Annotated in this window: 7 protein-coding genes; 6 read left to right on the top strand and 1 reads right to left on the bottom strand. The window is 62.5% G+C overall.

The window, feature by feature from the left end:
- Nucleotides 1–221: 221 nt before the first annotated feature.
- Both ACYG9Y_RS10950 and ACYG9Y_RS10945 read left to right on the top strand, forming a co-directional pair.
- The gene (locus ACYG9Y_RS10950) at nucleotides 222–1994 is read left to right on the top strand and encodes an adenylate/guanylate cyclase domain-containing protein (protein ID WP_023738832.1); all 1773 of its coding nucleotides are present in this window, start codon (nucleotides 222–224) and stop codon (nucleotides 1992–1994) included.
- Nucleotides 1995–2123: 129 nt separating this feature from the next.
- A complete protein-coding gene (locus ACYG9Y_RS10945; RefSeq protein ID WP_023738833.1) occupies nucleotides 2124–6446 on the top strand; it encodes a cytochrome P450 in 4323 nt (1440 codons plus the stop codon).
- Nucleotides 6447–6453: 7 nt separating this feature from the next.
- Here the strand turns inward: ACYG9Y_RS10945 and ACYG9Y_RS10940 are convergent, their stop codons facing one another.
- Nucleotides 6454–7140, bottom strand: a complete 687-nt coding sequence (locus ACYG9Y_RS10940; protein ID WP_023738834.1) for a Crp/Fnr family transcriptional regulator — start codon at nucleotides 7138–7140, stop codon at nucleotides 6454–6456.
- A 509-nt stretch (nucleotides 7141–7649) separates the two neighbouring features.
- Between ACYG9Y_RS10940 and ACYG9Y_RS10935 the strand changes: the two genes are divergently transcribed.
- The 4 genes from ACYG9Y_RS10935 to ACYG9Y_RS10920 all read left to right on the top strand — a co-directional run bounded on the left by ACYG9Y_RS10935 (nucleotide 7650) and on the right by ACYG9Y_RS10920 (nucleotide 15006).
- A complete protein-coding gene (locus ACYG9Y_RS10935; RefSeq protein WP_352608056.1) occupies nucleotides 7650–9914 on the top strand; it encodes a DNA/RNA non-specific endonuclease in 2265 nt (754 codons plus the stop codon).
- Nucleotides 9915–9930: 16 nt separating this feature from the next.
- Nucleotides 9931–10914, top strand: a complete 984-nt coding sequence (locus ACYG9Y_RS10930; protein ID WP_023738836.1) for a trypsin-like peptidase domain-containing protein — start codon at nucleotides 9931–9933, stop codon at nucleotides 10912–10914.
- 304 nt (nucleotides 10915–11218) lie between these two features.
- The gene (locus tag ACYG9Y_RS10925) at nucleotides 11219–12349 is read left to right on the top strand and encodes a hypothetical protein (protein ID WP_156929790.1); all 1131 of its coding nucleotides are present in this window, start codon (nucleotides 11219–11221) and stop codon (nucleotides 12347–12349) included.
- A complete protein-coding gene (locus ACYG9Y_RS10920) occupies nucleotides 12346–15006 on the top strand; it encodes a DNA/RNA non-specific endonuclease (RefSeq protein ID WP_023738838.1) in 2661 nt (886 codons plus the stop codon). Before ACYG9Y_RS10925 ends, ACYG9Y_RS10920 begins: the two co-directional genes overlap by 4 nt.
- The last annotated feature ends 78 nt before the right edge of the window (nucleotides 15007–15084 follow it).

Below are 15084 nucleotides of genomic sequence, written 5' to 3'. Positions count from 1 at the left end.
CGCCAACCGCCGGCCAACCATGAGTGCTGCCACGGCCCGCGCTGGACAACCCGATGGTGGTAGAGCTTTGCCCAAGACCCTGCTAGACTTCTGGTCCTGGCGGGGTGGCATGGTGCGCCAACCCCGCCGGAATCTTCATCTCTCAGCGCGCGGCGAAGTGTTTCAGGAACGGGTCGTCGCCTGTGCTGGACCAGAACCAGAAAGGGAGCGGGGGCTCGAACATGGCTGTACGGAACTACACCCGTCAGCTGGCGACAATCATTTCTATCGATGCCGTCGGGTTCTCCCGGCTGATGGGCATCGACGACGAGTCTGCTGTCGCGGCATTCGAGGAACGGCGCGACATCATCGCCGACAGCTGTGGCACATTTGGCGGCCGCACGTTCGGCGACGCCGGCGACAGCATCATGGCCGAGTTCGGCAATCCGATCGAGGCGTTGCGCGCGGCCTTTGATTTCCAGGGCCGCATCGTCGCCCTCAACGCCGAGGTTGCCGACGACATGCGCATGCCGTTTCGGGCCGGCATCAACACCGGCGACGTCATCGTGCGTGGTGGACGCCTCTACGGCGACGACGTCAACATCGCCGCGAGAATCCAGGAATTCGCGCCGGGCGACGGTCTCGCCGTTTCGGAGACGACCTGGCACCATGTGAAGGACAAGACGGCGGCCGAATTCACCGATCTCGGCGAATTCATGCTGAAGAACATCGCCTTGCCGGTGCGCGTTCTGATCGCCGGCCGCAGTGGCAACGGATCCTCGCCGGCTGCGTCGTTCGCCGCCATTCCCCAGGCCAATGCGCAGCAGAAGCTGTCGTCCAAGGGGCCGCCGGCGATCGCCGTCCTGCCCTTCCACGCCGATGGCGGCGAGCATGACATCGGCTACATGGCCGACGGCATCGCCGAGGACATCATCTATGGTCTTTCCAACACCAGATGGCTCTCGGTCATCGCCAAGGGCTCCAGCTTCCAGTTCCGCGACGACACGCTGGGCACGCGGGTGATCGGCAACGCGCTCGGCGCGCGCTACATCGTCAGCGGCACGCTGATGCGCAATGGTGGCCAGATCCGCCTCAACACCGCGCTGGCCGACGCGTCCAACGGGCGGCTGGTGTGGTCGCAGCGCTTCGATCGCGATCTGGTCGACATCTTCAACCTGCGCGACCAGATCGGCGCTGAGATCGTTTCGATCCTGGACAAGGAGGTCGACCGGGCGGAACAGGCACGCACCTTCCAGGTTCCCTGGGAAAGCCTGGAGACCTGGCAACTGGTGCGACGGGGCCGCTGGCACATGAACCGGCGCACCCGCGGCGACACCGAAACCGCACTCGAGTTCTTCCAGAAGGCCTACCGCGAGGACGCCAACTCGAGCGCCGTGCTCAACGAACTGGCGTGGTGGTATTTCTGGCGGGCATGGCTGCGTTTCGGCGACAGCGACGATTTGAACAAGGTCGAGCAGTTTGCCCGCAAGGCGTTGCTGGTGGACAGCCTGGATGCGCGCCCGCACGCCCATCTCGGCGCCGTCGACATCATGCGCGGCGAACCGCGGTCGGCCGTCGACCATCTCGAGGAAGCGATCCACATCAATCCGAGCTTTGCCTTCGCGCGCTCGGCCATGGGCAGCGCCCAGCTGCTGCTCGGCAATGCCGCGTCAGCGATACCGTTCTTTCTCGATACCGAGCGATTGAGCCCGTTCGACCTCTACCGCTTCCACAATCTGGGGGAACTGACGGCGGCCTATTGTTTGGTCGAGAACTGGCCGGCGGCGATCGCTGCCGCTGACCGCTCGCTCAACCTGTCTCCCGGCTATTTTTATTCCAGGTTCCTGAAGATCGGCGCGCTGATGCGAAGCGGCCGGCCGGAACAGGCGCGGCGCGAGATGGCCATTTTCGCCACCCGGCATCCCGATTTTTCAGAACAGCGTGTGCGCTGGATACCGTTCACCGACAAGGCCGCGAACGAGTTCCTCGTCGCCAATTTCCAACTGGCCAAATGAACATGGCGTCAGTGCTGGCTGGAACATGGACCAACTGTGAAAAGATTCACATACGTGCAGCCGATGCAAACCTAGGCGTTGAACGGCCGGCATCGCAATGACGTGGATAGCCGGGGGGCTTGAACGCGCATGACCAAACTGAAGTATTTCGACGCTATTAGCGCGGCCCAGAGAAACCAGCGCCCGCTGTCGGAAATGCCGCCGTTCGATCTCGGCCGGATCCGCAAGACAGGGCTGATTGCGCGCATCGTCGGGTCTCTGGCCGAAGACCCCCGCTGGGCGCTTTCCTTGTTGCGGCGTTTCCGGCCGACCGGCAAACTTTTCGGCGTTCTCGTGGTCACCAAGAACGCCGATGTCCGCGACATATTGGAGCGCGGCGACGAATTCCAGACCCCATACGGCCCGGAAATGACCGAGCTTGCCCGGGGATCCAACTTCATCCTCGGCATGCAGGACGGCGCCGACTACCGGCGCATGAAATCGTCGGTGCTGAGTGCATTCCCGCCGGCCGAGGTCGAAGCCGCCGTCAGGCCGATCGCGGCGCGTCATTCGCAAGAGATCATGACGCGCGCCAGCCCCGGCTTCGATGCGATCTCCAGGTTGATGAAGATCGTCCCGGTGCACATCTGTCGAGATTATTTCGGCGTCGAGATCGACGATGAATCCGAATTCGCCGACTGGGCGATCGCGCTGAGTGCGCTGTTCTTTTCGGACCCGACGGCGAGCCCCGTCATGCGCGAACTCGCGGTGGTGGCGGGCGACCGTCTTCTCAAAGTCATCGATCGCTCCATCCAGTCGGCCAGGGACCGGGGCTTGAAGGCCGAGCAACCGCTGGCGAGGCTGGTTGTCCAGATGGATCAGGGCCGCCTGTCGCGGGACGACCTCAATTCGATCATGCTGGGCATGATCGCCGGCTTCGTCCCGACCAATGTGCTGGCCGCCGGCAATTGCCTCGACGTGATCCTGTCGCGGCCCGACGCACGGCAGGCTATCGATGCCGCATTGGCCGAAAACGATACCGCCAAGCTCGACAGGGCCGTCCTTGAAGCCATGCGCTTCAAGCCGATCTGGGTCGGCCCCTGGCGCTACACGGCCCGCGACGCGATCATCGGCAAGGGTACGCGCCGCGAGCGCCTGGTGAAAGCCGGCACGGTGGTGATGCCGGCGACGCTGTCGGCGATGTTCGATGCCGAAGCCGTGCAGAACCCGGACCAGTTCGACACATCGCGCCCGTATCGCGACTACATGGTGTTCGGCCACGGCATTCATCAGTGCATCGGCGCCGAGATTGCCAGGATCCAGATCGGCGAAAGCCTGCGCGCCCTGTTCCAGAAGCAGGGCGTGCGCCGCATGCCCGGCAAGGCCGGGCGGATGACCCGCATCGGCGCCTATCCCGAAACCCTCAAGGTCGATTTCGAACGGGCAGAACTCTGCCGCACCGTAACGCAGTCCATGGTGACGGTGGTCTGCCCGGTCACCCGATCCGCGTCGCTGGATGCTGTCCGCGACAAGGTTGCCAGCCTCGGCAACCCGGCCGTCGAAGATATCCGCACCGCGCTCGATATTGCCGGCACCGTCCACTTCACCAGCCTGACCGTGGTCGGCACCGGCGAGATCGGCGCTGATTCCGGTCAGGAAAAAGGAGCTCTGGTTCTCGAGATTTCCGGTGACGGCAGCATCGACGATGTCATCGATGCGGTCACGCACGCCATCGGGCACCGGCTGCGGCCGATCTTCAAGGATGTCTGCGATCTGCGCGACGGCGGCGCATTGAACGATTTCCTGCGCAAGCACAATGTCGACATATCGCCGTCCTTCGGCAGCAATGCCGGACTGGTGTTTTCGGGCACGCCGGGGCACTCGGTCCAGCGTATCAAGGCCGAGCAGCAGCTTTTCGAAGCCGTCCGCGACATCGTCGAGCGGCCACGCAAAGGCGCCGGCAACGCTCCTGCCGTGCTCGCTGAAGTTCGCCAGCATGTCCAGTCATTAGGGACGTTTGCCTGGGCGTTCGAGCCGGCCGAGAGCCTGCTGGAAAAGCCGCCGGGTCATTGGGGCCGTGCCCTGATGACGACGTTGCTGGTACCACCGGTCTTCGTCACGGTGGCGATCATCTGGGCTGCTTGCTGGTACATGACCTACAGTGTGGTGTTCGGCAGATCTATCGACATCAGTTCCCAGGAAATCTCCTTCACCGCCATAGCCGTAGCAATCACCTCACTTCTGTTGTCGGGACTTGGAGTGTTGGTGGCAGCGGCGCTGCTGGCGTTTTCGTGCTTGCTGGCGCTGCGACGCCGCGAGGACAGGGATCGGCCGGAAAGCACATCGATCGGCATATCTGAATTGAACGCGATACTCGTCAAGGAGGGCCACGCGGCACAGAACCATCTGACTGCGATTTCGACGATGAAGGCCGGCATCCTGCGGCGGCTGGCGCTCAGGTTTTCTTTCTACCTGATCTCGATAGCTGCCCAGAAGGTGTTCAAGCCAGGCTTCCTCAACACCATCAACACGATCCATTTCGCCCGCTGGATACTGCTGCCCGGCTCCAACCGATTGATGTTCTTCTCCAACTACGGCGGCAGCTGGGAAAGCTATCTTGAGGACTTCATCGCCAAGGCGTCCGCTGGCCTGACCGGCGTGTGGAGCAACACCGTGGGCTATCCACGCACACGATGGCTGTTCCTGGACGGCGCGCGCGACGGCGATCGTTTCAAGCGCTGGGCGCGGCGCCAGCAGGTGCCGACCCTGTTCTGGTACTCCGCCTATCCCCAAATCAACACAGAGCGCATCCGGATCAATTCCCGGGTCAGGCGCGGCATTGCTTCCGCCGTCGGCAACGAGGCGCGCGACTGGCTGAGCTTGTTCGGTTCGCTACGGCGCCCGGCGAGCGAAACGACCACCGTTCAAAAGACCACTTCGCTGCTGGCCAATATCAGCTCTGCCTTTCCGGCGCCTCTCGAACAGCAGCTGGAAACCGGCGAGATCCAGTCCATCTTCTTCGGCCCGCTCGGCCCGCTCGCTTATTCGCATATGCTTGCGATCCGGGTGCCGGACAAGTTGCCGGCGCCCAAGCGCAGAGCCTGGCTCGATTTCGTTGTCGAGCAGACGAGTTTCGGCGAAGGCAGGCCCGCCGGGCGAGCTATGATAGTCGCCTTTGGTCCCGGTGGCCTGCGGCAGTTTGGGCTCGACGAGGGTGTGGAGGGCGATCCACTGGAAACATTTCCGATCGCCTTTCGCCATGGCATGGGCAATCCCGAGCGTGGGCGCATACTGGACGACCGAGGCCGCGACGGCCCGGACGAATGGGAGTGGGGGTCGTTGGAGAACCCTGTGGACCTGGTCATCGTCTGCTATGCTGAAGACCTGGGACGGTTGAAGACCGAGATTGCCACCGTGAGACGAAAGACGACCGGTGCAGGCATGAAGGTCGTCGCCGAACTGCCGCTCGCCGTAAACCGGGGTCCGACCGACACGAAGACGAAATCGTCCGACGGGGCAAAGCGTGACGATCGGTCGGAACGTGGGCCAGCCTACGAGCATTTCGGTTTCGCGGACGGGATTTCGCAGCCGATTGTCCGGGGCACGACCCGCGCCAGCAGGGGCGCCGCGCCCATGCATCTGGTCGCGCCCGGCGAGTTCCTGTTCGGCTATCGTGATGAGCATGGGTTCTATCCAGCCTCGCCCTCGGTAAGCGCATCACGCGATCGGACTGGAATCCTTTCGCAGGTGCGCCGTAGCCGGCTGATTCCGGGCCTGCCGCCACCGCCGCGCGATTTCGGGCGCAACGGTTCATTCCTGGTTATTCGCCAGTTCGAGCAGCACGTCGACGTCTTCAACAACTACTGCAAAAAGGCTGCAGCCTTGGTCGCGAGCCAACTCGGCAACCAAGCCATCACGCAAGACTGGATTGCCGCCAAGATGCTCGGCCGCTGGCAGAACGGTAGCTCGTTGGTGCGCAACCCGGATCATCCGGGACGCGTCATCGACAACAACTTCGCCGCTGGCGCCGAGGATCCGCAAGGCCATCGCTGCCCGCTTGGTGCCCACATTCGCCGTTCCAACCCACGCGACTCGCTGGGTGAGGACCGCGATACGCAGATCAATATCGGCAAGCGCCATCGTATCCTGCGGGTCGGCCGCACCTATGAGAAGCAGGACGGTAAGAATGGCAAGGTCGAAAAGGGGCTGCTGTTCATGTGCCTCAACGCCGACATAGAGCGCCAGTACGAATTCATTCAGCAGACCTGGGTTTCGTCGGCCACGTTCCAGGGCCTCGTCGCTGAAAAGGACCCGACGATTGGTTCGCGCGGCGGCGATGGCAGGTTCACCATTCCGTCATGGGAAAAGGTCACGACGCTCCGTGACATGCCGCAATTCGTCACCACCAAGGGGGGTGGATATTTCTTCATGCCCAGCCGCTCGGCGCTGCGCTACCTGATTTCGCGGCTCTGATTCGGCGTCAGTCGTCGTCCTGCGACTCGGCGATGTGGCGCAGTGCCCCGGTGTCGGTGATGCGCAGGCCGCCGCGTTTGATGGCAATGAACGAGCGGTTGCGCCAGTCGTTGAGCGTCTTGTTGACGGACTCGCGCGTGGCGCCGAGGAACTCTCCGAGTTCCGATTGCGAGATCGGGATCCAGCCGGCGCTGTCGGCCATCACCTTGGCCAGGAAGACCAGGCGTTTGGCGAGCCTCGCCTCGATGCCGAAGAAGGCCTGATCGCCGAGTTCGCCGCTGACCCAGCGCAGCCGGGCGCACAGAAGTTCGATCATCGCGCGTGCCAGCGGTGGATTTCTCTCAATGCGATCAAAGAGTTGTATCCTGCTGAGCGAAACCAGCTCGCAAGCGGTCAGGCAGATGGCGGTGGCGGTGCGTGGCCGGCCGTCCAGGGCGCCGATCTCGCCCACCAGACTGCGCGACAGCTCGATATTGGCCACCAGCTTCTGTCCGCCGGGCGAATAGATCGAGATTTCCACCGTGCCGCTCATCACCCCGTAGATCCGGTCGGCGGCATCTTCCTGGACGAACAGATGCTGGCCGGCGGCGTAGCGCTCGACCTTGCAGCCGCTGAACAGGATATCGAACAGCTTTGGATCGATGCGTGCCAGGCGCGGCAGATCGTTTCTGTCGTTAGGGCCGCCAAAAGCCATGTTCCAAATTCCCAATTGCCGCAATCGGCGAAGTTTAAGGCCCGAAGTCTAAGGCAAGAGTGCACCGCGTCAAAGGCCGGCGTTCATCCCTTGCGATTACGCCTTGTAAAGGCTTGGCGCCGTGGTCGCGCCCAGTGCCTGGCTCGTGCCGGGCGGAAAGCCGCCTGCACGCGCGGCGAGAGGAGCCGCGCGTGCAGGCGCCAACTGATAAAAATGGATAGGTGATAAAATTTCTGTAAAACCAAGCGGCCGCAATGGCCCTTCCACCCGTTGCGATAGGTGGGCGCAAACAGCGTGAGCGTCTGTGACGGAGATCACATACGGCATCGCTGAAATAATGCGAACGTCATACATCGCGCGAGCGACTGCCGGCAAAGAGACATGCCGACGTTGCGCTCCGGTCATCTTCGACGCGAGTTGATTTGTTTCCTTGCCTGCCAATCAGAATTGCACCAGTCTAAAATGGGGCAATACAGTTATTTACTTCGACAGAACCTTTGGGGGCGACTATGCCGGTCAGCAGAGAGCAGCGAATCCGTCAATATCTCGATCTCGTCACCGGGGGCGAGGGGACTGAATCGGTCCTCGGCAACGTGGAGACGATGGCAGGCGGCGCTCTGGAATCCCTTGCGCCTGCGGAAGCCGGCAAGACGGAGGCGGCGTTTGAATCGGCGCGCGCTGGCATGGAGAGCCTCGCGCGGGGCGCCGAAGTCGCGCCCGAGCAGCTTTCCGATCTGGAAGCCATAATCATCCCGGAGTTGCGGCCGGTCTATGACATCAAGGATGGCACCTTTACGACGCTGACTTTCGACGGCGCTCTGACACCTGGCCATTCGCTGTGGACGAAGCTTACCAGCGAGGCCGCATTGAAGCAGCGCATCGAAGCCGCCCTGCCGGCGATCGGGCGTATCGAACTGTTGTGGAACACCAATATCCCTTACGGCGGCACGGGCTTCGTCGTCGGCCGCAACCTGTTGATGACCAATCGTCATGTGGCGCAGATATTTGCGGACGGCCTTGGCGACCGCAATCTGCAATTCATCAACGGCCGCGCCGCCGGCATCGACTTCAAGCGCGATTCGGCGGCGGGAAACGTCTTCAAGATCCGCAATGTCCGGATGATCCATCCCTATTGGGACATGGCGATCCTCGAAGTCGAAGGCCTGCCCGACAACATCACGCCGCTGTCGCTCGCGGTCGCCGACGCGCGCGATATGCTGCGCCAGGAAGTCGTCGCCATCGGCTATCCCGCGTTCGACAATCGCAACGCGGTCGATGTCCAGAACGAGCTCATGCGCAATCGTTTCCAGGTCAAGCGCCTGCAACCGGGCATGCTGCAGGGCGGCTTCGATACGGAGAGTTTCGGCAAGATCGTCAGCGCGGCGACACATGATTGCTCGACCACTGGCGGCAACTCCGGTACCGCCATGATCAACCTCGCCACCGGCGAGGTCGTGGCGCTGCATTTCGCCGGCCGCTATCTCGAGCGTAACTACGCCGTGCCGACCGGCGCGCTGGCCAAGGACCAGCGTGTCGTCGACCTCGGCCTCAATTTCGCCGGCGCCGCCAGCGGCGGCCCAAACGATTGGGGCGCATGGTGGAACAAGGCGGACAGCGGGTCGCCGGCCGAGGGCGTAAACCTGGTTGAAGTCGGCGGCGTCCAGCAGATCCCTGGCGTCGCCACCCAGACGCCTCCATCCGGAGGCGTCGTCGTTTCGCCGGGCGGCAGCGTCACCTTCGAAGTGCCGTTGCGCATCACCGTCTCGCTCGGCGCAACGCCTGCCCATGAAGCGGTCACGGAATCGGTCGAGCTCGAAGCGGCCAAGTCGACCCCTCCAGGCGGCGCATTCGTTCCCAAAACGGTCGCGGACTATGCCGGCTATAAGGGCTACGACGAGAAATTTCTCTCTGGCGGCACTAAACTCGCGCCGGTCGTTGTGCCGATGCCTGAGGCCACCGACCTCTCCGTGCTGGCGCCGCTCAAGGCCGGCGGCACGCAACTCGACTACCAGAATTTTTCGCTCAAGATGCACGCCAAGCGGCGGCTGGCGCTGTTCACCGCCTCCAACGTCACCGAGGAGAGCAATCTGCGCGAGCCGGAAAAGGGCCGCAACTATTCGCGCGGCGGCCTGTTCAGCGAGCGCTGGTTCCCGGATCTGCGGCTCGACGACAAGTATCAGATCCCCGACGTCTTCTACACCCAGGATCAGGGCGCCTTCGACAAGGGCCATATCGTCAGGCGCGATGACGTGGCCTGGGGCAGCACCTTCGAGTTGCTGCTCAGGGGCAATGTCTGTTCCTTCCATGTCACCAACTGCTCGCCCCAGGTCGAAGGCTACAACCGCTCCGACAGGGGCGAGAAGAACTGGGGCGATCTTGAGAACCACGTCCTGTCGGAGGCGGCGAGCGAACGGCTGTGTGTCTTCGCTGGCCCGGTGCTCGCCGATGACGACCGAACCTTTGCCGGCAAAGGCCCCAAGGGAACAAGTCTTCGCGCGCCGGTGCCGCGCCGTTTCTGGAAGGTGATCGTGGCGCGCGTCACAGACGGGCTCGCCAGCTATGGCTTCGTCCTCGAACAGGATCTGTCGGACACGGAGCTGGAGTTTGCCGTCTCCGACGAATTCATCGGCGCCATGTACCCGCTAACCGAAATCTCCGAAATGACCGGCATCACCTTCGACAAATCGATTGTCGACGCCGACCAGTACGAAACGGTTCGTGGCGGCGAAATTGCAATGCGGGCGGGATCACGCAAGCGGAAGAAGAAGGCTTAGGGTCGGAGGGAATCCCATGACCGAATGGACGCAATCCGAACTGAACAGTCTCAACCGCATCCTCGCCAACCTCTACCCGATGATCGGCGACGGCGTGCGTGTTGCCAAAGGTGTCGGTCTTTCGACTGCCCAGATCGCCTTTGACAACAAGGCGATCAACAACTGGTTTGCGATTGTCCAGCGCGCAAAGCAGGAGACCAGGGCCGATGACCTCGTCGCCTTTGCACTCGATGAGAATCCCGGCGACCAAGCACTGCTGCAGGCAAAGCAGCACGCCCCGCCGCCGCCGGTCGAAGGCCCCGCGACCGCCAATTGGAGCGGCGCGACGGCGCCGGCCCAGCTCGAAAAAATCCTTGGCGACAAGAGCACGCTGGTGCCGATCAGCTATCTCGAACTCGGCCTTGTCAGGGCAAGATCGGTGGTGCGCATCAAGCGTGCGGATGGCAGCTCCGGCACCGGCTTCATGACCACCGGCGGGATACTGATCACCAACAACCATGTCTTGCCTGACGACGCTTCATTGGCGGGCACGGTGGTCCAGTTCAACTATCAGCGCACCGTTGCCGGGCTCGACGCGCCGCTCGACCAGTTCGACATCGACACCGCCGTGCCTCTTCGTACCTCCAACGACAATGATTGGTCAGCCGTCCGCATCAAGGGCGATGCTTCCAAGTGGGGCGAGCTGGACATGAAGCCCATGGCCGTGAAGGTCGGCGATCACGTCAATATCATCCAGCATCCCGGCGGTGCGCAGAAACAGATTTCGTTCGTCGCCAATGTCGTGGCCTTCGTCGGCGGCGGCCGCGTCCAGTATCTGACCGACACACTGCCGGGTTCGTCGGGCTCGCCGGTCTTCGACACCGACTGGAACCTGATTGCGCTGCATCACAGCGGAGGCTGGCTCACCGAGCCCAACGCGCCTGCCAAAAGCACATATTATCGCAACGAGGGCATTGCGATCGACACCATCATCCAGGACCTCGCGGCCAAGCCTGTGTAGATGGTGAGCTATGCAGACCGATGGCGCAGCTCGATGCGCGGCGATTTGGGACTACGGCATGTAAATTTTTTCGGATGTGACGGTTTATAACGCCACACACCAAACACCAGGGAGTTCAGAGATCAGCGCCTATTTCGACCTCAGGCTTCAACTGGCTGATCTCTACCCATTGCCTCCCGATTGGTTGCAGGTAACCAAGGACGCTGGGATCGTCGCTGGCGCCATCAACCTCCAGGGGGCGGCGCTTACAGTCTGGTTCAACATCCTTGACTATGCGTTGACCAATAAACTGTCGCAGGCGCTTATGACTGCCGTCGTGGCGCAAAATCCGCAGTGCGCGGCCCGGTTCAAGGCCTATCTGGACGAACTCGCCGCGGGCCAGAAACCGACGGCCGAGTTGCCCGGCCTGACGACCGACGATCGGGTCAACACCGCGCTCGCAGGCTTCAACGCCGTCAACCAGCAGTCCAAGGACATTCAGGCCACGCTTGCCGCCGACAACGGCCTCACCAATGTCACCAGCCAGATCGATGTCCTCAAGACCTACAAGGACCTGCATGACCATCTGCAGAGTTTTCAATACGGCATCGGCAGCTTCCAGAACCTGCTGGTCGCCGCCCGCGACATGGGGGCCGACCTAGAGCAGGTCCGCGTCATGCGCAATTTCCTCAAAATATTGAAGCTCTTCTGTGTCTCTATCGGAGAGTCGGTCATGGAGCTGCCGGCGGGGCCGGCGCTTCACGATATCGAGCAGGCCTGGCTCGACGACCTCAAGGCGGCTGCGATCAAGTTGCAGGCTGCCATCGATAACAAGTCTCCGGACGCCTACGACGCGCTGTTTGACGTGCGCACCGTGCTGCGCGTCGTGCCGTCGCGGCTCAACCAGCAGATTTTCGTCACGGCAAAGAACCTGCCCTTCGGACTTTTGGCCACCGGTCTAGATACGATAGCCGGCAAACTTCCTGCAGAAGAGCCGTCCGTGCCCTTGATCAAGGCCGCGCATGACGCGATCATGGTGCTGTCCTCGACCATCTATGCGCGCGTCGTCGAGCACAAGCTATGGCAGGACATCGACAACAAGCTGGCCAGCCTTACCGACATGATCGAGCCGATAGAAGGGGGCGCTGCGGCGGACAGGTCGCTGCCGTTCCAGTTTTCGCCGCTGTGGCGAAACCTGGAAGTGAAGGTCAAGGTTCTTGCCGACCTCGACCCCACTGGAGCGTGGCGGGCGACGCTCGTCGACTACTCCACCGACGTCAACGACCAGCTATCGCGCGAGACCGTCGATGCCGCCTTCATCCTTGCCTTCGAAGCCTATCGGGACGAGGCCCAGCAACGCTTCGTCCAGGTCGATCTGGCGCTGAAAACGGAATGCGCCTCGATCGTCCGCGTCAGCACGCCTTTGCACAAGATCATTGAGGACCTGGGGCCATGAGCGATGAACTTGCGACAGGCACGGAGACCGAAACTCCGGCCGATTTTATTTCGCTGAGCGACATCCGGATCGCACATCTCGAGCTGATGCGCATCGCCAGCAGCAATGAAGCCGTCGACCCATCGATGAGCCGCAGCGACAAGGCCGGCGCCGAGACGACGGAAGCCAGCATCGACAACACGGCCCCCGATGCGCAGGCCATCCGCGACTTCCTGGCCAAGGCACGGCGCGCCGGCAGCTCCATCGCGCGGGAATCCGACCGGCGCGCGGCGCAGCGCATACTCGATTATTGGTCCGCCGAACTGGTCACGCGGCCGGGCATCACCTCAGCCGACGTCAGCCCGGCGCGGCTCGCGTCTTTCGCAGGTGGCGGCGGCCTTGAAACGGTCGCTGTCGCGGCGGACGATCCGGGGTCGGTTGCAACGGATGCCATTGTCGGGCCGGCCAAAGCCGGCCCCACGGCCTCTGGGTCCAACGAGCAATCCGCATCCGACGACGAACTGAGTTCGGACGAACTGACCGAGCGCTTTCGCATCCGTGTGGCCGCTCAGGCCAGGCAATGGAAGAACACCGGCTATGCCGGTTATCTCCTGCGCGGCGAAGCGCTGAAGGAGGCGGCGGAGCTGCCGCAAGGTGCCGACATTGCCGAGTTCGTTGAGGCGAGCGCCAAGGCGGAGACGGACAGCCAGAAGCAGCGCGATCGCAGCAAGAACCTGCTGATCGCCGTGTTCGCCACCCTAACCGCAATCCTCGCTGGAACCACCTACTTCGCATTTAACCAGAGGAATGATGCTGTTGTTGCCCGTTCCAATGCCGAGCAGGCACAATCCAAGGCCGAGACCGCGGCGAACGAGGTCGCGGAACTCAATAAGCACCTAAGCGCCGCTCTCGCGGAGGCAAAAAACGCACGCGTACAGGCAGAAGCCGCGCGTGACGTTGCCTTGAAGAATGCCGAGGACGCTGCCAAAAGACTGCGTGAGCAGCAAGACACGCAGGCCACCTTGCGGTCTGCCATCGGGCTTGTGATCGACCAGCTCAAAGACGGCAATATATCCCTCGAAAAACTGACGCCCGATTTGAAGCAGGCGGTGCTTGTTGAACTGGCAGGCCGGATCAAAAGCAGTGAGATCAGTCTCAGCGAGTTGCCGGCGCCGCTGCAAAGCGCGCTTGAACCGCTGCTCGGCAAAGTTACTGACAAGCGGCCCAATGTCCTTACGGGCTATAAGGTCGATTTTATCCAGGCCAACATCGCCCTGCCCAGGTTAACCGGCGATTTGGCGAGCGATACCTCGAGGACGCCGCTGGACTATATCAACTACTCGCTGGTGATGGGCCGAAGTCACCGCATGGCCATCTACTCGGCGGTCAATCTGGATCGGTCGCAAAGGATGACTTTGCAGGTCACCGGCAGCGGATTGAGGTATGATAATCGACTGCTGGATGATTTGCAGCCGGATCGTGCCTGGTACCTCCGGCCGGACCGGCGCTGGCTGCCAGCACGATTGGCGAACGCAAGCGACATCGCCTGGGGTCCCGAATTCACGGTCGATGCGGCAACGGCGGCGCTCAAACTGGCCCAGTATACCTATGTCCTGCCCAACACGATGCCGCAGTCCAGCGCTTTTTACGAGACGAAGTGGGCGCCGCTCGAAAACTGGGTGCGCACGCAGCACAATCCGCTGGCCAATAAGGTGACCATCTTCAGCGGTACGATCTTCAACCCCACCAGCCACCCGATCGATGGCGTGCCGGTCCCCAACGCCTATTGGAAGCTCGCCGTCTCTTCCGTGCCGGCTGCCGTGAAGGACGAGGCGAGGGAGCCTGACTTCGTCGTCGATGCGTTCCTCATTCCGGGCGACGCCACGGGCGAGTTCAACGTCGAACAGTATCGGCTCCCGGTTGCCGAGCTTGAGAGACGCACGAGCCTGAATTTTGGCACGCTCATCGAATGGACGGATTCGGTGAAGAACCCCGGCCCGAATGGAACCGCAGCCGACGATCTGGCGGGGCGTGTCAAACTGCTCGACAGCGCCGACGGCGCCACCGATGCGCTGCGCGGTGAATTGATTGCCGCACTCGGCAATGCGGATCTCGCGGTGCCCGAACGGCGCAAGATCGTCGCAGCTCTTGTCGAGATGGCCGGCCTGCAAAGCATGACAGGGCTGACGCCTGCCCGGCGCAGCAACGTGCTCGAGACCTTGCTCAGTGTTCCGCCTGACCTGTGGAACCGCCCGGACTGGCTGCCTGTGTTCGCCGCCGCGCGCCGCGCTGTCGCAGATCTCGACATATCCGCAGCCGGCGGTCAGGCGATCATCGGCGACCAGGACCGCGAGGCGCTCAACACATTGAAGGATCGGCTGCGTATCCAGCAGCACCCGCAGACGGTTTACGTTCAGTTCGACGGGATGACGCGCGATGGCGCCCAGGCGCTCTCCGCCAAAATGCGCGCCTTGGGCTGGGGCATCCCGACACCCGGCGAGGAACAGGTGGACTCCGCTGCCGGCAAGAACGAGGTGCGCTATAATCCGGACGCCGACGCCGACCGCTACGCCGCCGAACTTCTCGCCGCCGACCTCACTGCTGCCGGCCAGGCGGTAATCGCCCGAGCGGTACCGATTATCGGCGCCAACACACTGGAGATCTGGATCAGCATCTGAGCAATTCCAGGAAAAGTGTGAAACGGTTTTCCCGGGAAAAGCGCGAAGCGCTTTCCCTTGGGAATTGCGTCAAACAGG

Source organism: Mesorhizobium sp. W050, assembly GCF_054719535.1.
Note: the sequence above shows the minus strand (reverse complement) of the source record. Positions and strands in the feature narration are given on the sequence as shown.